Here is a 21235-nt window from a genome sequence, read left to right as displayed (position 1 = left end):
AGACCCAAGAACACCAGATCTCATCGGGAGGACATCGTGGCATCTCTGACTCGGCGCGGCCTCGGGGGCCTGGCGCTCGGATGTGCTGCGCTCGCGCCGCTCGCCGCGCGGGCCCAGCCGGCTTGGCCTGCGCGGACGGTGTCGATCATCGTTCCCTATTCGGCCGGCGGCGCCACGGACATCCTGGCCCGCAAGGTCGCCGAGGGGCTCTCCAACGCCCTGGGAAAGACCGTCGTCGTCGACAACAGGCCCGGCGCCGGCGGCACGCTCGGCACGGCGCTTGCCGCCAACGCGAAGCCCGACGGATACACCCTCTTCCTCGGACAGGTCTCGTCTCACGGCATCGCGCCGAACCTCTACACGGAGCTGCGCTACGACCCGGTCAAGAGCTTCGTGCCGATCGTGTCCGTCGAGACGATCCCCAACATCGTGGTCGTCAACAAGGCCCTGCCGGTGAACTCGATCGACGAGCTCATCGCGTACGCGAAGGCCCACCCCGACACGCTCAACTTCGCCTCCTCCGGGACCGGTGCCTCGACGCACCTGTCCGGCGAGATGTTCAAGTCGATGGCCGGCGTGACCATGACCCATGTGCCGTTCCACGGCAGTGCTCAGGCGATCGTGTCGGTCATGGGCGGCCAGACCCAGATGATCTTCGACAACATGCCGTCCGCCTACCCTTACGTGACGGCGGGCAACCTCAAGGCGCTGGCGGTGACTACGCTGAAGCGCTCGCCGCAGGCCCCCGACCTTCCGACCGTCGCCGAATCCGCCAAGAGCGCCGACCTGTCGAACTATGACGTCAGCGCCTGGTTCGGGCTGTTCGCGCCGGCCAACACCCCGCGGCCGATCGTCGAGCGCGTCAACGCGGCCGTGAACGCCATGCTCAAGGAGCCCGGCTTCGCGAAGTTCATCGTCGAGAACGGCGGCGCGCCCGAGGGCGGGACGCCGGAGGATCTCGGCCGGCTGGTCGATACGGAACTGACGAAATGGAAGGCCGTGATCGAGCGGGCCGGCGTGCCGAAACAGTAGCGCGCCGCACCCGCGACGCCGCCGCTCGGGGTCTCACCGCTATCAACCAGGGGGTGCACGTGGAATCCGCCCGACAGACACGACAGGCCCGCTTCGCGACGGGGAGGCCGCGGTGACGCCGGCCGGGACCGTGCCGGCGCGTCCCCGCGACCTGGAAGGGCTCACCGCGGTCGTGCTCGGCGCCGGCTCGATCGGCGCCGGCTGGGGCATCGGCAAGGCCGTCTGCCTGCTCTTCGCCCGGGCCGGCGCGCATGTCGTCGCCGCCGACCGCGACCTGGCGTCGGCCGAGGAGACCCGGGACCTGATCCGCCGCGAGGACGGAAGCGCGCAAGCCGTGGGCGTCGACGTCGCGGACGATGCCGGCCTCGCCGCCTGCCTCACGGCCGTGATCGCGGAGCGCGGTGGGATCGACATCCTCTACTTCAACGTCGGCATCGGAAAGGCGGGGCCGTCGACCGAGACCTCGCCGGCCGACTGGCGGCGGATATCGGACGCGAACCTCACCGCGCTCCATCTCGCGGCGATGACCGTCGTTCCGAGCATGCGCGCCCGCCACCGCGGCGTGATCCTCGCCACGGCCTCGATCGCGGGCCTCCGGGACGTCGGCTATCCGCATCTCGCCTACGGCGCCACCAAGGCGGCGGTGATCCAGTACCTGCGCCTGCTCGCCGTGGAGAACGCGCCCTACGGCATCCGGGCGAACACGATCGTCCCGGGCCTCATCGACACGCCCCGGATCGAGAAGACGGTCGCGGGCGCCTATGCGGGCGATCTGGAGCGGATGAAGGCGCTGCGCGCCTCCCAATGCCCGCTCGGCCGGATGGGCAACGCCTTCGACGTCGCCGAGGCCGCGCTGTTCCTCGCCTCGGACCGCGCGGCCTACGTGACCGGAACCGAGCTCCTGATCGACGGCGGCCTGGCGGCGACGGCGCGCGGCCCGTCCCTCGGCTGACCTACACCCCCGGGTGGCGGGCCGAGCCCGGCACCTCCCTCGTTCGGAACCGTCGGCGCCAGCGCCGTCGCCCAGCCCGGAGCGCCGATATGGCCAACCAGAATGCCGTCCGCGGGGTCGTTCTCAGCGGCATCGCCCTCTGCTTCGGGCTGACGGCGCTGCGCTACCCGATCGGCAGCTTCGCCCATGCCGGCGCGGGCCTGTTCCCGCTGCTGGTCAGTTCCCTGCTCCTCCTCCTGGGCCTGATCACGCTGGTCAAATCCCGGTTCGAGCCCGCGAAGCCGTTCGACTTCGCGTGGCGGAACATCGGCGTCATCTTGCTCAGCCTCGTCTGCTTCGTCGTGGCGGCCAAGTTCGTGAGCATCGTGCTGGGCATCGTGCTGCTCGTGGCCGTCTCCTCCGCGGCGGCGACCTCGCGGTCGTGGAAGCGGTCGCTCGCCATCGCGGTGGCGCTCGTCGTCATCGCGCTCGCCTTCCAGAAGCTGCTCGGCCTCAACCTGCAGGTGATCTGATGGATGTGATCACGAACCTCGCCTTCGGGTTCGAGCAGGCGCTCACCTGGAGCAACCTGCTGTACTGCGCGATCGGCTGCGTGATCGGCACCATGATCGGGCTGCTGCCCGGACTGGGGCCGCTCGCGACGATCAGCCTGCTGCTGCCGCTGACCTATTCCATCCCGGTCAACGGCGCGCTGATCATGCTGGCCGGGATCTACTACGGGGCGCAGTACGGCGACAGCGTCAGCGCCATCACGATGAAGATCCCGCACGCTTCGAGCATCGTGGCCTGCATCGACGGCTACCAGATGACGCTGAAGGGGCGCACCGGCCTCGCGCTGTTCACCGCGGGCGTGTCGAGCTTCATCGGCGGCACGGTCGCGATCGTCGTCCTGGCCTTCCTCGCGCCGCTTCTCGGTCAGGTAGCCTTCCTGTTCGGGCCGGCCGATTACTTCGCCCTCATGCTGCTCGGGTTCGTGTGCGTGAGCCTCGTCACCACCGGAAACCTGCTGAACGGGCTCGCCATGTGCCTGCTCGGGGTTCTGCTCGGCCAGATCGGGACGGACCTCGAATCCGGGACGCTGCGCTTCACCCTCGGCCTCACGCCCCTCGCCGACGGCGTGAGCGTCGTGAGCGTCGCCCTCGGCTGCTTCGGCATCGCCGAGATCTGCCGGAACCTGGACGCGCGCGAGGAGCGCACCCCGTTCAACGGCAAGATCCGCCTGATGCCGAGCTGGCCGGAATTCAAGCGCATCATCCCGAGCGCGCTGCGCGGCAGCGTGGTGGGCTCGGTCCTGGGGATCCTGCCCGGCGGCGGCCCCGTCATCGCGCAATTCGCCGCCTACGCGATCGACAAGAAGGTGAGCCGGTATCGGCACGAGATCGGCAGCGGCGCGATCGAGGGCGTCGCCGGCCAGGCCGCGGCGGACGAAGCCGCCGCCCGGACGAGCTTCATCCCGCTCATGAGCATCGGCATCCCCGAGAACGCCGTCATGGCGTTGATGATGGTCGCCTTCATCATCAAGGGCATCCAGCCCGGCCCCAACATGATCGCCAAGCACCCGGACCTGTTCTGGGGGCTGGTCGCCAGCATGTGGATCGGCAACTGCTTCCTGCTGATCCTGAACGTGCCGCTCGTTCGCTTCTGGCTGTCGATCTTCAAGGTGCCCTATACGGTCTTGTTTCCCTCGATCCTGTTCTTCTGCTGCGTCGGAACCTACAGCGTCAACAACAACCTCGACGACGTCTTCATCACCGCGGCGTTCGGCCTGCTCGGCTACATCCTCATGCGCCTGAGCCTCGATCCGGCCCCGCTCATGCTGGGTTTCATCCTGGGCCCGATGCTGGAGGAGAACTTTCGCCGCGCCATGCTTCTCGGCCGGGGCAGCTTCAGGGTCTTCGTCACGCAGCCGATCAGCGCGACCCTGCTCGCCTTCATCGGCGTCCTGATCGCGGTGCAGATCGCCTACGCGGTCGCGCGCAGGCGCTCGGGCGGCCCGCAGCCCGGGCACGGGGAGCGGGACGCGCCGGAGCCCGTCGCGGTCGTCGAGACTCCCGGCGTGCCGGCGGCGTCGCCCCGTTGATCCGCGGGGCGCCCGGTCAGTCGACCGTCGCGTTGGCGAACGCCACGACCTTGCGCCACTTCGCGATCTCCTCGGCGATCAGGGTGCCGAAACCGTCGGGCGAGAGGCGCAACGGCGTGCCGCCGAGGTCGGCGAGCTTCCGCTCCATGGCCGGCTCCGCCAGGATCTCGTTCACCTCTTTGTTGAGACGCGCGATCAGCTCCGGCGGCGTCCTGCGCGGGGCGCCGATGCCGAACCAGGCGCTCGCCTCGTAGCCCGGGACCGTCTCGGCGACCGTGGGCACGTCGGGCAAGGCCGGCGAGCGCTCGGCGGTCGTCACCGCGAGGGCGCGCAGGCTGCCGCCGCGCACGTGCCCGATCGAGGAGGGCAGATTGTCGAACAGCACGTCGGCATGGCCGGCGAGCAGATCGATGATCGCCGGACCGGCACCGCGGTAGGGCACGTGCACCATCGGGGCGCCGGTCATCGCCTTGAACAGCTCGCCCGACATGTGCAGCGACGTGCCGATCCCCGACGAGGCCATGTTCACCGAGTCGGGGTTCGCCTTGCAGTAGTCGATGAACGCCTGCACGGATTGGACCGGCAGCCGCGGGTTGATCTCCATGATGTTGGGCGCGCGCGTGATCCCCGCCACCGGGGCGATGTCGCGCTGGAAGTTGAAGCTCAGCTTCTTGTACAGGCTGTCGTTGATCCCGTTGGCGGGGTTGACCAGCAGGATCGTGTGGCCGTCCGGCTCCGCTCGGACGACGACATCGGTGCCGATGTTGTTGCCGGCCCCCGGCCGGTTCTCGACGATGACCTGCTGGCCGAGGCGCCGTCCGAGCGGCTCGGCGATGAGGCGGGCCAGCACGTCGGTCGTGCCGCCCGGGGCGTAGCCGACGACGAAGCGGATCGGGCGCATCGGGTAGGTCTGCGCCAGTGCGGGCCGCGACAGCAGCGCCGCGCCCGCGCCGGCCCCGACCGTCAGCACCGCGCGCCGCGACCACTTGGAACGCATGTGCGCCTCCTCCACGCGGCCCGTTTCGGCAGGGCCTTATCGGTTCGCAGACTACGCGGGAATTCGCCGGCATCAACCTGACGCGGTCCGGTTCTCGGTGCCGCGTGCGCAGGTTCCAGCGCATCGCGCGCAAAAGCAGGGGACGGGCGGGCTCCGTTCTCGCCGCGACCGGCACGGCGATCCGGATCCATCCAACACAGTCCCTGCCGCCCACGGCCGAGCGAAATTCTGCGGCGGGGTTTCCCGGCATTCCGCCGACCGGCGAATCGACCGGCGGCCGGATCGTCTGTGCAGATCTGCACACGGACGGATACCGGCATCGGATCGCGAACACCCGCGCTTCCCCGGCAAGCCGCTCTTAATGAACTCACGTTATGGTTGCAGCCCTGGTCCGGGTACAGCCTTTATGAATCCCCTCCGCTTCCTTCGCGCCACGCTGGCCGCGCCGCTGTCCGGAACCGCCAATGACCTGACCGCCGTCCGTCAGCTGGTGGAGCTTCGGAAGCAGATCCCGACCCTCTACGGCCTGCTCTGCGCCAATGCCTGCGCGGTCGCAGCGACGCATTACCCCCTCGCCCCCGCGACCCTGACGCTCGCATTGCCCGGCACCTTCATCGCCATCTGCATGGCCCGGGCGCTCCACTGGTGGCGGATGTGCCCCGAAGCGATCGGCGAGGCCCGGGCCGCCCGTCAACTCCGAAGCACCGCCGTCCTGACGGCCTTCTTCTCCGTCGCCTTCGTGAGCTGGGCGATCGCCCTGAGCTTGTATGGCGGCCCCTACGAGCAGGGCCACGTCGCGATCTTCGTCGCCATCACGGTCATCGCCTGCATCTTCTGCCTGACGCACCTGCCCGTCGCGGCCCTCCTCGTGACGGGCATCGTCATGAGCGTGTTCCTGTTCTGCTGCGTCGCGTGCGGGAACCCGGTCTTCCTGGCGATCGCCGTCAACACCGCCTTCGTGACGGCGGTCATGATGCGCGTTCTCCGGACCAACTATCGCGCGTTCGTCGAGCTCGTCGCATCCCAGGCCGAGGCGAGCCGTCTCTCGGAGGAGAACGCGCGCCTGGCCCATACGGACAGCCTCACGGGTCTTCCCAACCGCCGCTTCTTCTTCCAGCGCCTCGACGAGGTCATCCGGGCCTCGTCCGCGGAGAATGTCCGCTTCGCGCTGGCGATCTTCGACCTCGACCACTTCAAACCGATCAACGACACCTATGGCCACAACGTGGGTGACCGCGTCCTGGCCGAGACCGGCCGGCGCCTGGCCGCCTTCGCGAGCGCCGACGTCACCGTGACGCGGCTGGGCGGGGACGAGTTCGGCGTGCTCGTCCGCTCACCCGGGCCGCCCGAGGAGATCATCGCCTTCTGCGACGGCATCTGCGCCGCGCTGCAGAAGCCGATCCAACTCGGGGACATCCGGCTCATCGCGGGATGCTCGGGCGGCCTGGCGAAGTTCCCAAGGGCGGGACGCGCGGCGGACGAACTGTTCGATCGTGCCGACTACGCCCTGTACCACTCGAAGGAGCACCGGCGCGGTCTGACGACCTTGTTCTCGCAGGAGCACGAGGACGCGATCCGGGCCGAGCGCGCCGTCGAGGCCACCCTGCGGACGGCCGACCTCGCCGCCGAGATGGAGATGCACTACCAGCCGATCATCGATACGGGTTCGGGGGAGATCGCCCTCGTCGAAGGTCTGGCGCGATGGACGAGCCCGACGCTGGGCCGGATCCCGCCGGACCGGTTCATCGCCGCGGCGGAGCGCTGCGGCATGATCCACACGGTGACCCTGATGCTCCTGCGCAAGGCGCTCGCCGATTGCGCGCGCCTGCCGCCCGCGATCGGTCTGTCCTTCAACCTGTCCGCCCACGATCTGGCCTCACCCGAGACCATGGTGGCGATCCTCGCCGCCGTGACCGAGAGCGGCTTGAACCCCCGCCGCCTGACCATGGAACTCACCGAGACCGCCCTGATGCGCGACTTCGAGCGGGCGAAGTCGGCCATCACCGCGTTGCGGACCCTGGGCATCAAGATCGCGCTGGACGATTTCGGGACCGGCTATTCCAGCCTCGGCTACGTGCACCGCCTGCCGCTCGACAAGATCAAGATCGACCGCAGCTTCATGGCCGACATCGACACGGACCTGGGCTGCAGTCTCGTGTCCACGATCCTGGATCTCTGCCAGAACCTCGGGCTCGACGGCATCGCCGAGGGGATCGAGACCGTCGACCAGCTTCAGGCGGCGCGGCGCCACGGCTGCCGCTACGTCCAGGGCTACCTCGTCGGCAAGCCGATGCCGGTCGCGGACCTGCTTCACCGCCTGGGGGTCGAGACGGAGATGGCGCGCCTCAGCGCCTGACGGACCGGAACCGCCGGACACGCGGCGCCGCCTGCCCCGATGCCGGGGACCGCGCTCACGCATCGGTGTCCGCCCGCATCCGGGATCCGGGCCGGGGGGATGCGCGTGCCGGAACGGGGTCTCCGCGGCGGGCGCGAAGGCGCAGGCCCGCCACCGCGGGATAGACCGCCGGCAGGACCACGAGGGTGAGCAGGGTCGCGGAGATCAGCCCGCCGATCACCACGGTGGCGAGCGGCCGCTGGACCTCCGCGCCGGCGCTGGTCGAGAGCGCCATGGGCAGGAAGCCCAGCGCCGCCACCAGGGCCGTCATCATCACCGGCCTGAGCCGCATCTCGGCGGCGCGGGTGGCCGCCTCCCGCGGATCGAGGCCGGCCCGCTCCAGGTCGCGGATGTAGCTCGTCAGAACCACGCCGTTCAGGATCGCGATGCCGAACGTCGCGATGAACCCGATCGCCGCCGAGATCGAGAACGGCATGTCGCGCAGGGTGAGCGCCAGGATGCCGCCGGTGGCGGCCACCGGCACGTTGAGGAAGATCAGGCCGGCCAGGCGCAGATCCGCGAACATCACCACGAGGAGCACGAGGATCGCCGCCAGGGCCGCCGGCACGACCAGGGCCAGCCGCGCGGTCGCCTCCTGGAACGTCTGGAACTGGCCGCTCCAGACCAGCGCGTAGCGCGGCGGCAATCGCACCTGCTCGGCGACGGCCTTCCGGGCATCGGCCACGAAGCTCTGGACGTCGCGGCCCCGGACGTTGGCCTGGACCGAGATCCGCCGCTGCAGGCGCTCCCGGCTGATCTGGGCCGGGCCGGAGGCGACCTCCACGGAGGCGACCATCGACAGCGGCACGGGGGCCTGGGTGCCGGCCTCCTTGCCGGAGCGACCCACCGGCAGGGCGCGGATCCGCTCGAGATCGCTGCGGTCGGCCGGGTCGAGGCGCACCACGATGTCGGTGATCGCGTTGTCGTCGCCGTAAACCATCCCGCTGGTGCGGCCGCCGAGGCTCTCCACCACGTCGAGGACATCCGAGACGTTGATGCCGTAGCGCGCCGCCCGGGCGCGGTCGACCTGGATCGAGAGCGCGGGCATGCCGGCCTGGGCCTCGGCCTTCACGTCCGCCGCGCCGTCGATCCCGGAGACCGTCCGCACGATGGCGTCGGCGGTGTCCTTCAGGACCTTCAGGTCGTCGCCGTAGAGGCTGATCGCGACGTCGCCGCGCACGCCCTCCAGCAGGTCGTCCATGCGCATCTGGATCGGCTGCGAGAAGCTGTAGGCGACGCCGGGGACCTCCGCCCTCAGCCGCTTGTCGAAGGCCGCCACCAGCCCGTCCTGGGTGTCGGCGGTGGTCCAGGTGGCGGGATCGGCGAGGGTGATGAAGCTGTCGGTGGATTCGACGCCCATCGGGTCGGTGGGGATCTCGGCGCTGCCGGTGAGGGAGACGACGCGCTTCACCTCGGGAAACCCCTTCAGCACCTGCTCGATGCGCCGCATCGTGGCCAGCGAGGCGTCGAGGTTGATGCCCGGCAGCTTCTCCGAGGTGACCACGATGGAGCCCTCCGACAGCTTCGGCAGGAACTCGCCGCCCAGCCGCGTGGCCAGGACGCAGGATCCGGCGAAGAGCGCGAGGGTCGTAACGACCGTCAGGGCGGCGTGACGCTCGGCCCATCGCAGCACCGGCCTGTAGGCGGCGCGCAGCCAGTGGACGAGGCGCGTCTTGCGCTCGCCGACGCCCCGGCCGGCGAGGAGGATCGCCGCCAGCGCCGGCATCAGTGTCATGGTGACGATCAGGGAGCCCGAGAGCGCCAGGATCACCGCGAGCGCCATCGGCACGAACATCTTGCCGGCCACGCCCTGGAGCGCCAGGATCGGCACGTAGACCAGGATGATGATCGCCACCGCGAACAGCACCGGCCGGGCCACCTCGGCGGCGGCATCCCGCACCACCGCCCGGGGCGGCCGGTCCGGATGCTCCCCGCGGGCGCGCAGCACGTTCTCGATCATCACCACGGCCCCGTCGACGATCAGGCCGAAATCGATCGCCCCGAGGCTCATCAGGTTGCCCGAGAGGCCGAGCAGCCGCATGCCCGCGAAGGCCATCAGCATCGCGAGCGGGATCGCCGCGGCCACGATCAGGCCGGCCCTCAGGTCGCCCAGCAGCAGGAGCAGCACCACGATCACCAGCACCGCCCCCTCCAGGAGGTTGTGCTCCACGGTGTGAATCGTGCGGTCCACGAGCGCGCTGCGGTCGTAATAGGGGACGATCTCGACCCCCGGCGGCAGCTGCGGGCGCAGGTCGTCAAGGGTCGCCTTCACCTGCTCGACGACCGCGCTGGCGTTCGCGCCGTAGCGCATCAGCGCGATCCCCACGACCGTCTCGCCGGCCGCGTCGTGCGTGACGGCGCCGAGCCGGACCTTGGGGGCCTCCTGCACCGAGCCGAGCGTCGCGAGCGTCACCGGCACGCCCCCGGGGCCGGTGGCGACGACGATGTTGGCGATGTCCTCCGGACCCTTGGCGAGGCCGAGGCCGCGGATCACCTCCTGCTGGTCGTTGTGCTCGATATAGGCGCCCCCGCGGGCGGCGTTGTTGTCGGCCAGCGCCGTGTAGACCTGGGCGAGCGTCACGCCGTAGCGGCGCAGCGCGTCGGCGGAGACCCGGGCCTCGTAGGTCGGCATCTGGCCGCCGTAGATGTTCACGTCGGCGACGCCCGGCGTGAGCTTCAGCTTGGGCGCGACGGTCCATTGCAGGATGCGCTTGAGCTGCATCGGCGTGTAGGCAGGCCCGCGCAGCTCGAACTGGTAGATCTCGCCGAGGCCCGTCGCCATCGGGCCCATCTGGGGATCGCCGACGCCGGCCGGCATCAGGCTCTTGGCCTGCGGCAGGCGCTGGAACACCTCCGCCCGGGCCTCGGTGACCGACTGGGATTCGTCGAAGGTCGCGTAGACGGCCGAGACTCCGGCCCGGGAGGTCGAGCGCACGTTGGTCAGCCCCGGCGCCCCCGCCAGGGCGGTCTCGACCGGGAAGGTGACGAGGCGCTCGACCTCCAACGGGCCGAGCCCCGGCGACAGGGTCAGGATCATCACCTGCTTGGGGGAGATGTCCGGCACCGCGTCGATCGAGAGCCCCCGGAGGTTGGCGACGCCCCCCGCCGCCGCGGCGAGCGCCACCATCAGGACGAGGACGCGGCGGCGCACCAGGAGGGCAAACCAGGTCTTCATGGCGGCCGCCTCAATCCGTCGCGCCGAGCAGGCTGCGCAGCAGGATCGCCTTCAGGCCGAAGCTTCCCGCGGTGGCGACGCTCTCGCCCGCCGCGACGCCGCTCTGCACCTCGACCCAGTCGGACCGCTGGATCCCGAGCGTCAGGGGCCGTCGCTGGAAGCGGTCCGCCGCGACACGCGCGAAGGCGATCGGCCCCGCCTCGGTCTGCTGCACCGAAGCGGCCGGGATCGTGACGCCGTCGCGGCCGAGATCCGCCGCCAGGGTGACGGAGACGAACATGTTCGCGCGCAGCAGGTCCCCCGGGTTGTCGAGCTCGATCCGTGCGGGCGCCGTGTTGGTCGCCGGGTCGAGGGCGGCGTTGACCGAGCGGACCCGGCCCTCGAAGGGCGGATGGCCGGGGATCGGGCTCTCCACCACGGCCGCGTCCCCGGCCTTCACCCGGACGATGTCCGGCCCGTAGAGGCTGGCCAGCACCAGGACACGGGCGGGATCGGCGACCGTGAAGGCGTCCTGGCCGGTCTCGACGACCTCGCCGAGGGTGATGCCGACGCGCGTCACCACCCCGGCGATCGGTGTGACCACCGCGCTGGTGCCGGGCGCGGCGCCCTCGGCGGGGGCGAGGCGCTGGTACTGCGCCCGGTACGTGTCGGCACTGGCCTGGGCCGACTGGACCGCGGCATGCGCCTTGGCGAGATCGACCTGCCGCCGCTCGACCTCGGCCTGGGCGACACCGCCGAACTTCAGCTGCTCCTGGCCGCGCCTAAGCTGCAGCTCCGCGACCTTCTCGGAGGCCTGCGCCTCGCCCAGACTGGCCTGCGCGGCGAGGAACCCGTTCCGGGCGTCCAGGATGCCGGCCGCGTCGAGGGTCGCGAGGGTCTGTCCGGCCTCGACGCGGTCGCCGGGCTGGACCGCGAGGCTGAGAACCCGGCCCTGGGTCCGCGGCTTGAGATGCGTCACCCGCCGTTCGTCGAAGGCGACGGTGCCGGGCGCCCGCACCGGCAGCACGATCCGACGGGTCTCGGCCGTCCCGAAGGCGAGGCCGATCCGCGCCTGCCCGGCCGCGTCGAGGGTCACGACGTCGGGATCGGCCGGAGGATCCCCGGGGCCCGGCGTCCCGGCCGGCCCGGCCGCAGGCGGGGCCGCCGCGAGGCCGAGCGCGTCGCGGATCGAGGCGCGCTCGGTTCCGCCCGCGAAGGCCAGGGCGGCCAGCGCGGCGGCGAGCGCCAGGACCGCCGGCCAGCGACGCCGCGCGGCAGGCGGCACGCGGTCCGGCTCCACGTCGCGCTCGGAAGCCGGCGGGCCGGCCGGACCGGCGATCTCGGCCTCGTGGGCGGAAGACGGCGCCTCGGCGTGCAGCGTCATCGGCGGGGGCGCCGGCCGGGCCTGCCGGCGCAGGAGGAAATCGGGCCCGGCACTGACGGCCTCATGCGTCGAGGCCCGGGCGCAGGACCTCCTCGGTCACGAAGCGGCCGGTCTCGACCTCGCGCACCACGACCTCGTACCCCTCGCTGCGCAGCTCCTTCAGCCGGTCGAGCGAGACGTAGGTTCCGCTCGCCACGTCGTAGAGGCGGGTCTGCGCGTACCGGTTGATCAGGCGCCGTGGACGCGGTTTCCTGGGCATCTCCGGTTCCCTTCAGGCCGCCGCATGCGGGCCGAGTTGCGCGCGTCCCGCGCGTCGCGGTCGGCATGGCTGATGTCCGCGCGCCTGCCTTCGGGCCGCGGAGCGGGCGCCGAAACGTGCTAGAGTCATTCTAATAAGTTGGTCGAACCCGATGCGGCGCCACTAAATTCGGGTTCATACTGGCTGCCGTTCGGGACGGCGTGCGCGAAATCCGACACACAGGCGCGCGGCGGGCGGTCGAGCCGGGTCCAGGCCGCAGAACGACTTGTCGGAGGCAAGGGCGGGCGTGGCGAGGCTGCTGCTGATCGAGGACGACGCTGACACGGCGGGGGACGTGCTCGACGACCTGCGCGGCCGCGGCCACGAGATGGTCTGGGCCGCGACCGGGCCGGACGGCGCCCGGGCGGCCCGGGACGGGCTCTGGGGGGCGATCATCCTGGACCGGATGCTGCCCGGCCAGGACGGGCTCCGCGTGCTCCAGGACCTGCGCCGGGACGGGGACCGGACGCCGGCCCTGGTCCTCAGCGCGCTGGGCGACGTCGACGAGCGCATCCGCGGCCTGCGCGCCGGGGGCGACGACTACCTCGCCAAGCCCTTCGCCCTGGGCGAACTGGCCGCCCGCATCGAGGCGCTGCTCCGGCGCCCGGTGGACAGCCGCGCGACGGTGCTGCGCGTCGGCAGCCTGGAGATCGACCTGATCGCCGGGACCGGCCGGCGCGGCGGGCGCGATCTCGACCTGCTGCCGCGCGAACTCAAGCTCCTCGCCTACCTGATGCGCTCCCCCGGGCAGATCGTCACCCGTGCGATGCTCTTCGAGGAGGTCTGGAACTACCGGTTCACGCCGAAATCGAACCTCATCGACGTCCATCTCGGCCGCCTGCGCCGGAAGCTCGAAGCGGGCGGCGAGGCGCCCCTGATCCAGAGCGTGCGCGGCCTCGGTGTCATGCTCTCGCCCGATGCCTGAGCTCCTGCGCTCCACCACGCTGCGCTGGGCGCTCGGGATCGCCCTGTGGTCGGTCCTGCTGGCGCTGACGATCTTCGCCTTCATCTACTGGCAGACGGCCACCTACCTGCGGGAGGAGCTGGCCGAGACGCTGCGGCTGGAGGTCCGGGCGGCCGCGGCCGATCCCGCGGCGGCGGCGATGCGGGTCGAGACCTGGACCGCCATGGATCTTCACGCCACCCATTACGGCGGCCTGTTCGGCCCCGCCGGCGCGCGCCGGGCCGGCAATCTCGGCGCGGTGCCGGATCGTCTGGCGCGCGACGGCGATGCCTACCGGGTCAGCGCCACGGTCGACGTCGCCGGGCGCACCCTCGACGACGAGATCTGGGCCGCCGCCCTGGCGCTCCCGGACGGCGGCACCGTGGTGATCGCCCACGATACCGACGAGATCGATCGGGTCCGGGTGACGACCCTGCGGGCCCTCGGCCTCGGGCTGCTGCCGACGCTGGCGCTCTCGGGGCTCGGCGGCGTCCTGCTCGCGCGCCGGGCCCGCGGGCGCTTGGCCTCCACCGAGGCGGCCCTCGCCGAGGTGATGCGCGGGGACCTGCGCAAGCGCCTGCCGGTCGGGAGCCGGGGCGACGAGTTCGACCGCTTGGCCGGGAACGTGAACCGGATGCTCGACGAGATCGAGCACCTGATGGGCGAGGTCCGCAGCGTCGGGGATGCGGTCGCCCACGACCTGCGCACGCCGCTGACCCGGCTGCGCGCCCGGCTGGAGCGCAGCCGGGCGCAGGCCCGGACGGTGGCGGAGTTCCACGAGGCGATCGATCAGGGCCTCGCGTGGATCGACCAGACGCTGACGATGATCACCGCCGTGCTGCGGATCGGCGAGATGGAGGACGGGCGCCGCCGGGCCGCCTTCTCGCGCGTCGACCTTGCCGAGGTGGTCGGCGTCGCGGTGGAGTTCTTCGAGCCCGTGGCCGAGCAGAGGGGCGTCGGCCTCACCGTCTCGATCAGCCCCGGCGCCCACACGATCCGGGGCGACCGCGACCTGTGCTTCGAGGCTCTGTCGAACCTCCTCGACAACGCCCTGAAGTTCACGCCCCGCGGCGGCGTCGTGCGCGTGGGCGTCGACCGCAGCGGCGGCGCGACCGTCATCACCGTCGAGGATACCGGCCCGGGCCTGCCGCCGGCGGAGCACGCCAAGGTGTTCCAGCGCTTCTACCGCGCGGAGGTGGCGCGCCGGACATCCGGCAACGGGCTCGGGCTCAGCCTCGTGGCGGCGATCGCGAAGCTCCACACCGCCACCGTGACCGTCCGCGCCGGCGCGACGGGGGGCTGCCGCTTCGACCTCGTCTTCCCGAGCGCCGAGGGGAGCAAGGCCGGTGCTCCGTCGGTATGACGGTGCCGGTCCCGCGATGGACCGGGCGCGCTTGACGACATGCCGGCAGAGAAGGCCGAAGGCCGCCTGACGGCTGGCCTCGTGGCGGATCGCCGCCGTACAACGCAGCGCAGGTCCGCGCGGACGCTCTCAGGCATCCGCGCGGCACGGGAGAAACGTCATGCTCTACATGGTCCACATGCAGGTCAACATTCCCGACACCTTGCCGAAGGCGGAGGCCGATCGCCTGAAGGCGGAGGAGAAGGCCTACGCGCAGACGCTGCAGCAGGCGGGGACGTGGCGGCACCTTTGGCGCGTCGCCGGGCAGTACGCCAACTACAGCGTGTTCGACGTCCCCGGCAACGACGCGCTTCACGACACGCTGACGGCGCTGCCGCTCTACCCGTATATGGCGATCAGCGTCACGCCGCTGGCGCAGCATCCCTCCGCCATCGTGGACAACTGACAGGTCGCGCGCCATGCCCTTCATGATCGAGACCTTCGACAGAACCGGCAGCCTCGACATCCGCAAGGCCCATCGTGCCGAGCATCTCGCCTATCTCGACCAGATCCGGCACCGGCTCCTGGCCTGCGGGGCGAAGCTGAACGACGACGGAAGCGATGCGGGCGGCGGCCTGTACCTCGTCGATGTCGACACCCGCGCCGAAGCCGAGGCGCTCATCCGGGCGGACCCGTTCCACAAGGTCGGCCTCTTCGAACGCGTGGAGATCAGGCGCTGGCGCAAGGCCTACCTCGACGGTCGGAGCTGCCTCTGACGGCGCGCGACGACGGCGTCCGCCGCATCCGCCGCACCGGGAGCGTCGTCCGACCGGCGCGACACCGCCGGCATCGGAGTCGCGCGGCGCCGCGCCACCGGCTTTCCCGGGGCCGCGAAGTCGTGTCGTATCGCGATCAACAAACAGGGAGGAACTTTGTGGGTTACCGTAGCTTCGTCGCGGCCGCGGCATTCGGCGCAGCCTCACTCGCAGCCGTGCCGGCCTCCGCGCAGTATGCCGATGGCGGCATCAAGATCGGCGTCCTGACCGATATGTCCGGCGGCTACTCGGACCTCGCCGGCCGCGGATCCGTGACGGCGGCGGAACTCGCGCTGGAGGATTTCGGTCGCCCGATCAACGGTCGCAAGGTCGAGCTGATCTTCGCCGACCACCAGAACAAGGCCGATATCGCCTCGTCGATCGCGCGCCGCTGGTTCGACACCGAGGGCGTGGACGCGATCTTCGACACGAATTCGTCGGTCGCGGGCCTGGCGGTGCGGGAGGTCGCCCGCATCAAGGGCAAGATCGATATCAACTCCGGCGCCGGCTCCATGGCGCTGACCAACGCCGCCTGCTCGCCGACCGGCGCCCACTGGACGTGGGACACCTACGCGCTGGCCGCCGGCACCGCCTCGGCCCTGGCGGATGACCCGAAGAACACCTGGTTCTTCATCACCGCCGACTACACCTTCGGGCACGATCTCGAAGCGCAGGTGACGCGCGTCGTCAAGGCGAAGGGCGGCCAGGTGCTCGGCTCGGTCAAGCACCCGTTCCCCAACGCCGATTTCTCCTCCTACCTGCTTCAGGCACAGGCGTCGGGCGCCAGGATCATCGGCATGGCCAATGCCGGGGCCGACACGATCAACACCATCAAGCAGGCGAGCGAGTTCGGCATCGTGCAGGGCGGCCAGAGGCTGGGCGGCCTCAACATCTTCCTGACCGACATCCATTCCGTGGGGCTGCCGGCCGCGCAGGGCATGATCCTGACGACGGGCTTCTACTGGGACATGGACGAGCAGACGCGGGCGTTCGCGCGCCGCTTCGGCGAGCGGATGGGCGGCCGGATGCCCACCATGGTGCAGGCCGGCGACTATTCGGCCGTGCTCCACTTCCTCAAGGCGGCCGAAGCCGCCGGGACGGACGACGGCGTGCGGGTCATGGCCAAGATGCGCGAGCTGCCGATCCAGGACTTCTTCGCCCGGAACGCCAAGCTTCGCGAGGATGGCCGCATGGTGCACGACATGTACTTGGCACAGGTGAAGACGCCGGCGGACTCGCGAGGACCCTGGGATTTCTACAGCATCGTGAAGACCATTCCCGGCGAGCAGGCGTTTCAGCCCCTGTCCGAAAGCACGTGCGCGCTCGTGAAGAAGTAGCCCCGGCGGGATTCCTCGCGGTCACCGGCCGGCCCCGTCAGCCGTGGCAGGCCTCCGCCGCCAGCCAGGCGGCGAGGATCGCGGTGGCGTCGAGGAGATCGTCGATCGCCATGGCCTCGTCGGGGTTGTGGCTGCCGTTGGCGTTGCGCACGAACAGCATGGCCATCGGCACGCCGGCCTTGGCGAAGGCGGCGGCGTCGTGGGAGGCCGGGCTGCCCAGCGGCCGGGTCGCGATGCCGAGGGCCCCGGCCGCCGCCGCGAGCCCGTCGCGGATCCGGGGCGAGACCGCGCCCACGCCGGCCTCGGCGCGGGGCCCGAGGACCACCGTGACACCACGGCGTTCCGCCGCCGCGGCGACCGCGTCGAGGAACGCGGCCTCCATCTCCGCCAGCACCCCGGCGGCGTAGGCCCGCATGTCGAGGCTGAAACGGAATTCGCCGGGGACCGTGGTCAGGCCGTGCGCCGCGGCGTCGGTGTGGAACCGGCCGAAGGTGACGGCCATCGGGCATCCGGCCGCCTCGCGCTCCGCCCAGACCCTGTCGAGGGCGAGGGCGATCTCCGCGCCGGCCATGGCGGCGTCGCGGCGGAAGCGGCGCGGCGTACCGACATGGTCGTAGCGCCCGCGGATCCGGACATCGGGATAGCGCACGTTACCCGGGATCCCGGTGCAGAGCCCGACCGGGATCCCGGCCTCCACGAGGCTCGGCGCCTGCTCGATATGCACCTCCAGGAAGGCGTGGATGGCGGCGGCGTCGAGGGCGGGCGGGCTAAGCCGCAGGGCGTCCGGGTCGCCGCCCGCCCGGGCGATATGCGCGGCGAGGGTTTGGCCGTCGTCGATCCGGACCGCGTCGAGGGCCCCGTCCGGCAGGGTGCCGAGCGCCGCCCGGCTGCCGATGTAGGAGACCTGGAACCAGACGCTCTCCTCGGCGCGGATGCCCATGACGGTGATGTCGCGCGCCGGCGTGAGCCCGAGCGCGCGCAACGCCGCGACGGCGGCGAGGCCGGCCACCACGCCGGCGGCCCCGTCGAAGTTGCCGCCGTGGGCCACGGTGTCGAGATGGGAGCCGATCAGGATCGGCGGGAGGCTCCGGTCCCGGCCCGGCCACGTCATGGCGGTGTTGGCGGCGGCATCCCGCCGGACCGAGAGGCCGAGCGCGTCGGCGCAGCGCGCCACCACCGCGTGGGCCGCACTCTCCTCCGGGCTGTAGGAGGCCCGCGTGAACCCGGGATCGGTCCGGCCGCAGCGGGCCAGCTCCGCGAACAGGGCCTCCACGGGGCCGCGCTGGGCGCGGACCGCCGTGCCGATCGCCGATACCGCTTCCATCCCGATGCCTCATCAAGCCGAACCACGTCTCGGCCGCGCTGCCACTTCCGTGCCGCCCGCACCGGAACGGTCCTTGCCACGCGGCGACGGCCGGGCGCGTCACGATCCGCGCGGGAGACAGGGCGGGAGGGTGGATATGCCGCGGACGACCAGGCTCGGGATGCTGACGCCGTCCTCGAACAGCGTCCTCGAACCCATGACGGCGCGCATGCTGGCGGGCCAGCCCGGGATTACAGCCCATTTCGCGCGCCTGCGGGTGACGCAGATCGGCTTGTCGGCGGCGGCGCTCGGGCAGTTCGACCAGGCGCCGATGCTCGCCGCCGCGGAACTCCTCGCCGATGCCCGCGTCGCCGCGATCCTGTGGAACGGCACGGCGGGGGCGTGGCTCGGCTTCGCCAACGATGCGGCGCTGTCCGCGGCGATCACCCGGCAGACCGGCGTGCCGGCCTCGACCTCGGCGCTCGCCTTCCGCGACCTGTTCCGGCGGCGCGGGATCCGGCGCGTCGGGCTGGTGACGCCCTATACGGGCGACGTGCAGGCGCGGATCCGGGCGAACTGGCACGCCGACGGGCTCGACTGCGCGGCCGAGCGGCATCTCGGCCTGTCGGAGAACTTCGCCTTCGCGGAAGCCGGGGAGGCCGAGATCGCCGGGATGGTGCGCGCCGTCGCGGCCGAGGGGGCCGAGGCGGCCGCCATCGTCTGCACCAATCTCGCGGGCGGCGCCGTTGCGGCCGCCCTGGAGGCGGAGCTCGGGATCCCGGTCTACGATTCCGTGGCGGTCAGCCTGTGGAAGGCGATGGACCTTGCCGGACTGGATACCGCGGCGATCGCCGGCTGGGGCAGCGTGTTCGCGCCGGATCGCGGGGCCTGACCTCACGCATCGTCGCCGGCTTCGTGCTCGATCCAGCGCCGCAGCGCCGGCGCCAGCCCGGTGGCGGGCTTGGCGGGAGGCCGGGCGAAGCGGCCCGCCCGCGGCGGCCGTGCCCCGAGCCGGACCAGCGCCTGCGCCTGACCGAGGGCGGCCGCCAGCGGATCGACGAGGGGGACCGGCACCGCGTCGGCGACCCGCCCGGCGAGGCCGGTGAGCGGGGCTCCGGCCAGGATCACCGCGTCGGCCCCGTCCTCCGTGACGGCCCGGTTGGCCAAGGCGACGATCTCGGCTTCCAGCTCGTGCTGCACCTCCGCGACCGAGCGGAACGCCGCCGTCACCGCCCGGACGCAGGCGCAGCGGGCCGACAGGCCGGTTAGCGCGACCGCGTCCTCGTACCAGGGCAGGAGCGTACCCGAGAAGGTCACGATGCCGAAGCGCTGGCCGAGCTGGCAGGCGGTGAGCATCGCCGCCTCCGCCATGCCGACGACCGGCAGGTCGAACAGCTCGCGCGCCGCGATCAGCCCGGGATCGCCGAAGGCCGCGATCACGGCGGCGTCGTAGCCGGCCTGATGCTCCGCCAGGGTTTCCAGCAAAGCCGCCCCCGCGAGCTGCGCCTCCGCGCGGCTCGCGATGTAGGGCAGGCCGCGGGCCGCCGTCAGGGCGGTGAGCGCGACGTCCGGGGCCAGCGCCGAGGCGGCCGCCGACGCCATCCGAGCCGTCATGGCGGCCGAGGTGTTCGGATTGACGAGGAGGAGCCGCACGCCTCAGACGCGGGAGCTCGGCCGGTAGAACGGCTCGTGCCGCGACGGGTCGATGTAGTCGGCGTAGAAGCGCCGCGCGTGGGGCAGGAGCGCCTTGGACAGCTGGCGCCGCTCGACCTCGTCGTCCGAAAGCGCCCGCGACAGGTCGTCGTGGAGTGCCTTCAGGGCGGCGTCCCGGTCGACCCGGGTGAAGCGCCCGTCCGCGTAGAGCACCTCGCCCTCGCACAGCACCGTGGTGACGCCCCCGGTCTTGGCCCGCTGGATCACCGCGTCGAGGAGCGGCGTCTCCGGGTCGAGGTAGGGATAGGCGATCTGGTCCCAATCGATCAGGACCATGTCGGCGCCCTTGCCGACCGCGATCGTGCCCAGGCTGTCGCCGTAGGGGGTGGTGCGGGCGCCGCCGACGGTGGCCATCCGCAGCACCTGGGCCATGCCGGGCACGTCGGCCTCGTCCATCCCGGGCACCCGATGGGCGCGGAGCACGAGGCGCATCTCCTGGAGCATGTCGCGGTCGTCGTTGATGCCGGCCTCGTCGAGGCCGATCGCCGTGTTGATCCCCTTGGCCTCGAAGCGGTTGAGCGCCGCCACGCCCGAGCGCAGCCGGAAGTTCGACGAGCAGTTGTGGCAGATGCAGGTGCCGGTCGCGGCGACCCGGTCGATGTCGGATTCGTTCAGCCAGACCCCGTGGCCGAGCGTCAGGCGCGGCCCGAGCATGCCGAACCGGTCGAGATACTCGACCGCCGTCCCGCCGCCACGCTTCTCCGCGTAGGCCTTCTGGTAGGCGGTCTCGACGAGGTGCATGTGCATCGGCACGTCGTAGGACTCGGACAGACCCGCCAGCCCTTCGAGGGCGGCGTCCGAGCACCAGTGCAGGTTGGCGGGCGCGAGCTGGACCTTCGCCCGCGAGGCGCCCTCTTGGCCGGCATGCAGGCTGCGGAACAGGGAAAAATTGTCCTCCAGGGACATCTGGAAGCGCTCGAACCAGCGCTTCATCGGATCCTGCAGCGGCGCCGGCAGGCTCGCCACGAAGTCCCTGTCGGCCTGGTAGACGAGGCGGTTCTGGTCGCGGACCGCGAAGCAGTACGAGACCCGCATGCCGATGTCGCGATAGGCGCGCAGCACCTCGTTGGAGCGCGCCTCGACCTCCTCCAGGCTCCCGGGCATCCAGCCGTGGATGTGCTGGACCGTGGTGATGCCGGAGCCGACCATCTCGAAGGCCGAATACAGCGTGTCGAGGTAGAGGTTCAGGTTGCGCGCCACCATGCGGGTGACGAACCACAGTTCCAGCGGCATGTCGGGGGAGCCGAGCTGCACCGGCGTCAGGCCGACATGGTGGTGGCCGTTGACGAAGCCCGGCAGCAGGATCTCGCGGCCCGAGCCGATCACGGGGGCGTCGGGGTAGCGGGCGCGCAGGTCCGCGTAGGTGCCGACCGCCTCGATGATCCCGTCCTTCTGGAGCACCGCGCCGTCGGCGATCTCCTCCCAGCGGTCGTGGTCGAGGGTGCGGGTGATCATCCGCCGGCTGCGGATCAGCGAGGTGGCCATGCTTC

At 71.4% G+C, this 21235-nt stretch carries 18 protein-coding genes; 11 read left to right on the top strand and 7 right to left on the bottom strand.

Features of this window, described 5'->3' with window-relative positions:
- The first annotated feature begins 36 nt into the window (after window positions 1–36).
- The 4 genes from MKL01_RS11830 (at window position 37) to MKL01_RS11815 (ending at window position 4064) form a co-directional block, all read left to right on the top strand.
- Window positions 37–1032 carry a Bug family tripartite tricarboxylate transporter substrate binding protein gene (locus MKL01_RS11830; RefSeq protein WP_243905404.1) on the top strand — a complete coding sequence of 332 codons (996 nt, stop codon included), beginning with the start codon at window positions 37–39 and terminating at the stop codon, window positions 1030–1032.
- A gap of 112 nt (window positions 1033–1144) precedes the next feature.
- Entirely contained in the window at window positions 1145–1984 is an 840-nt protein-coding gene (locus MKL01_RS11825; RefSeq protein ID WP_243905403.1) for an SDR family NAD(P)-dependent oxidoreductase, read from the top strand.
- A gap of 89 nt (window positions 1985–2073) precedes the next feature.
- Window positions 2074–2496 (top strand): tripartite tricarboxylate transporter TctB family protein, encoded by a 423-nt coding sequence (locus tag MKL01_RS11820; protein WP_243905402.1) that lies wholly within the window; start codon window positions 2074–2076, stop codon window positions 2494–2496.
- A complete protein-coding gene (locus tag MKL01_RS11815; RefSeq protein ID WP_243905401.1) occupies window positions 2496–4064 on the top strand; it encodes a tripartite tricarboxylate transporter permease in 1569 nt (522 codons plus the stop codon). Before MKL01_RS11820 ends, MKL01_RS11815 begins: the two co-directional genes overlap by 1 nt.
- A gap of 16 nt (window positions 4065–4080) precedes the next feature.
- Here MKL01_RS11815 and MKL01_RS11810 read toward each other — a convergent pair whose 3' ends face one another.
- Entirely contained in the window at window positions 4081–5061 is a 981-nt protein-coding gene (locus MKL01_RS11810) for a Bug family tripartite tricarboxylate transporter substrate binding protein (protein ID WP_409566241.1), read from the bottom strand.
- Between the two features lie 406 nt (window positions 5062–5467).
- Between MKL01_RS11810 and MKL01_RS11805 the strand changes: the two genes are divergently transcribed.
- Window positions 5468–7417 carry a putative bifunctional diguanylate cyclase/phosphodiesterase gene (locus MKL01_RS11805; RefSeq protein WP_243905400.1) on the top strand — a complete coding sequence of 650 codons (1950 nt, stop codon included), beginning with the start codon at window positions 5468–5470 and terminating at the stop codon, window positions 7415–7417.
- A 55-nt stretch (window positions 7418–7472) separates the two neighbouring features.
- On the opposite strand, the gene MKL01_RS11800 is transcribed toward MKL01_RS11805, so the two are convergent.
- From MKL01_RS11800 to MKL01_RS11790, 3 genes are all read right to left on the bottom strand, one after another.
- Window positions 7473–10631, bottom strand: coding sequence for an efflux RND transporter permease subunit (locus MKL01_RS11800; protein WP_243905399.1), 3159 nt, complete (start codon window positions 10629–10631; stop codon window positions 7473–7475).
- 10 nt (window positions 10632–10641) lie between these two features.
- Window positions 10642–11994: an efflux RND transporter periplasmic adaptor subunit gene (locus MKL01_RS11795; protein WP_243905398.1), complete on the bottom strand. Its 1353-nt coding sequence runs from the start codon at window positions 11992–11994 to the stop codon at window positions 10642–10644.
- Between the two features lie 61 nt (window positions 11995–12055).
- Window positions 12056–12253, bottom strand: a complete 198-nt coding sequence (locus tag MKL01_RS11790) for a polyhydroxyalkanoate synthesis regulator DNA-binding domain-containing protein (protein WP_243905397.1) — start codon at window positions 12251–12253, stop codon at window positions 12056–12058.
- 286 nt (window positions 12254–12539) lie between these two features.
- On the opposite strand from MKL01_RS11790, the gene MKL01_RS11785 reads away from it, so the two are divergent.
- The 5 genes from MKL01_RS11785 to MKL01_RS11765 all read left to right on the top strand — a co-directional run bounded on the left by MKL01_RS11785 (window position 12540) and on the right by MKL01_RS11765 (window position 16729).
- Window positions 12540–13217 carry a response regulator transcription factor gene (locus MKL01_RS11785; RefSeq protein WP_243905396.1) on the top strand — a complete coding sequence of 226 codons (678 nt, stop codon included), beginning with the start codon at window positions 12540–12542 and terminating at the stop codon, window positions 13215–13217.
- On the top strand, window positions 13210–14598 hold the full coding sequence (locus MKL01_RS11780) for a sensor histidine kinase (RefSeq protein WP_243905395.1): 1389 nt from the start codon (window positions 13210–13212) through the stop codon (window positions 14596–14598). Before MKL01_RS11785 ends, MKL01_RS11780 begins: the two co-directional genes overlap by 8 nt.
- Before the next feature lie 160 nt (window positions 14599–14758).
- Window positions 14759–15043, top strand: coding sequence for a muconolactone Delta-isomerase (gene catC, locus MKL01_RS11775; RefSeq protein WP_243905394.1), 285 nt, complete (start codon window positions 14759–14761; stop codon window positions 15041–15043).
- A gap of 13 nt (window positions 15044–15056) precedes the next feature.
- Entirely contained in the window at window positions 15057–15353 is a 297-nt protein-coding gene (locus MKL01_RS11770; protein WP_243905393.1) for a YciI family protein, read from the top strand.
- A 158-nt stretch (window positions 15354–15511) separates the two neighbouring features.
- Complete coding sequence (locus MKL01_RS11765; protein WP_243905392.1) at window positions 15512–16729, top strand: ABC transporter substrate-binding protein; 1218 nt, start codon at window positions 15512–15514, stop codon at window positions 16727–16729.
- 37 nt (window positions 16730–16766) lie between these two features.
- On the opposite strand, the gene MKL01_RS11760 is transcribed toward MKL01_RS11765, so the two are convergent.
- Window positions 16767–18053, bottom strand: a complete 1287-nt coding sequence (locus MKL01_RS11760; protein ID WP_243905391.1) for a hydantoinase/carbamoylase family amidase — start codon at window positions 18051–18053, stop codon at window positions 16767–16769.
- 136 nt (window positions 18054–18189) lie between these two features.
- Here MKL01_RS11760 and MKL01_RS11755 point away from each other — a divergent pair, with 136 nt between their 5' ends.
- The gene (locus MKL01_RS11755; RefSeq protein WP_243905390.1) at window positions 18190–18924 is read left to right on the top strand and encodes an aspartate/glutamate racemase family protein; all 735 of its coding nucleotides are present in this window, start codon (window positions 18190–18192) and stop codon (window positions 18922–18924) included.
- A 2-nt stretch (window positions 18925–18926) separates the two neighbouring features.
- Here MKL01_RS11755 and MKL01_RS11750 read toward each other — a convergent pair whose 3' ends face one another.
- Both MKL01_RS11750 and MKL01_RS11745 read right to left on the bottom strand, forming a co-directional pair.
- Entirely contained in the window at window positions 18927–19685 is a 759-nt protein-coding gene (locus tag MKL01_RS11750) for an aspartate/glutamate racemase family protein (RefSeq protein WP_243905389.1), read from the bottom strand.
- A gap of 3 nt (window positions 19686–19688) precedes the next feature.
- Entirely contained in the window at window positions 19689–21230 is a 1542-nt protein-coding gene (locus MKL01_RS11745; protein ID WP_243905388.1) for an amidohydrolase family protein, read from the bottom strand.
- Window positions 21231–21235 lie beyond the last annotated feature (5 nt).

Source organism: Methylobacterium sp. J-070 (genome assembly GCF_022829385.1).
GTDB lineage: Bacteria > Pseudomonadota > Alphaproteobacteria > Rhizobiales > Beijerinckiaceae > Methylobacterium.
The sequence above is the reverse complement of the archived record's forward strand: the minus strand, read 5'-3'. Positions and strand labels throughout refer to the sequence as shown.

Excerpts from the sequence above, each read along its gene's own strand:
- MKL01_RS11795 (WP_243905398.1), bottom strand. The coding sequence starts at position 11,994 with ATGACGCTGCACGCCGAGGCGCCGTCTTCCGCCCACGAGGCCGAGATC.
- MKL01_RS11755 (WP_243905390.1), top strand. The coding sequence starts at position 18,190 with ATGCCGCGGACGACCAGGCTCGGGATGCTGACGCCGTCCTCGAACAGC.
- MKL01_RS11815 (WP_243905401.1), top strand. The coding sequence starts at position 2,496 with ATGGATGTGATCACGAACCTCGCCTTCGGGTTCGAGCAGGCGCTCACC.
- MKL01_RS11760 (WP_243905391.1), bottom strand. The coding sequence starts at position 18,053 with ATGGAAGCGGTATCGGCGATCGGCACGGCGGTCCGCGCCCAGCGCGGC.
- MKL01_RS11770 (WP_243905393.1), top strand. The coding sequence starts at position 15,057 with ATGCCCTTCATGATCGAGACCTTCGACAGAACCGGCAGCCTCGACATC.
- catC (WP_243905394.1), top strand. The coding sequence starts at position 14,759 with ATGCTCTACATGGTCCACATGCAGGTCAACATTCCCGACACCTTGCCG.
- MKL01_RS11745 (WP_243905388.1), bottom strand. The coding sequence starts at position 21,230 with ATGGCCACCTCGCTGATCCGCAGCCGGCGGATGATCACCCGCACCCTC.
- MKL01_RS11810 (WP_409566241.1), bottom strand. The coding sequence starts at position 5,061 with ATGCGTTCCAAGTGGTCGCGGCGCGCGGTGCTGACGGTCGGGGCCGGC.
- MKL01_RS11800 (WP_243905399.1), bottom strand. The coding sequence starts at position 10,631 with ATGAAGACCTGGTTTGCCCTCCTGGTGCGCCGCCGCGTCCTCGTCCTG.
- MKL01_RS11780 (WP_243905395.1), top strand. The coding sequence starts at position 13,210 with ATGCCTGAGCTCCTGCGCTCCACCACGCTGCGCTGGGCGCTCGGGATC.
- MKL01_RS11805 (WP_243905400.1), top strand. The coding sequence starts at position 5,468 with ATGAATCCCCTCCGCTTCCTTCGCGCCACGCTGGCCGCGCCGCTGTCC.
- MKL01_RS11790 (WP_243905397.1), bottom strand. The coding sequence starts at position 12,253 with ATGCCCAGGAAACCGCGTCCACGGCGCCTGATCAACCGGTACGCGCAG.
- MKL01_RS11820 (WP_243905402.1), top strand. The coding sequence starts at position 2,074 with ATGGCCAACCAGAATGCCGTCCGCGGGGTCGTTCTCAGCGGCATCGCC.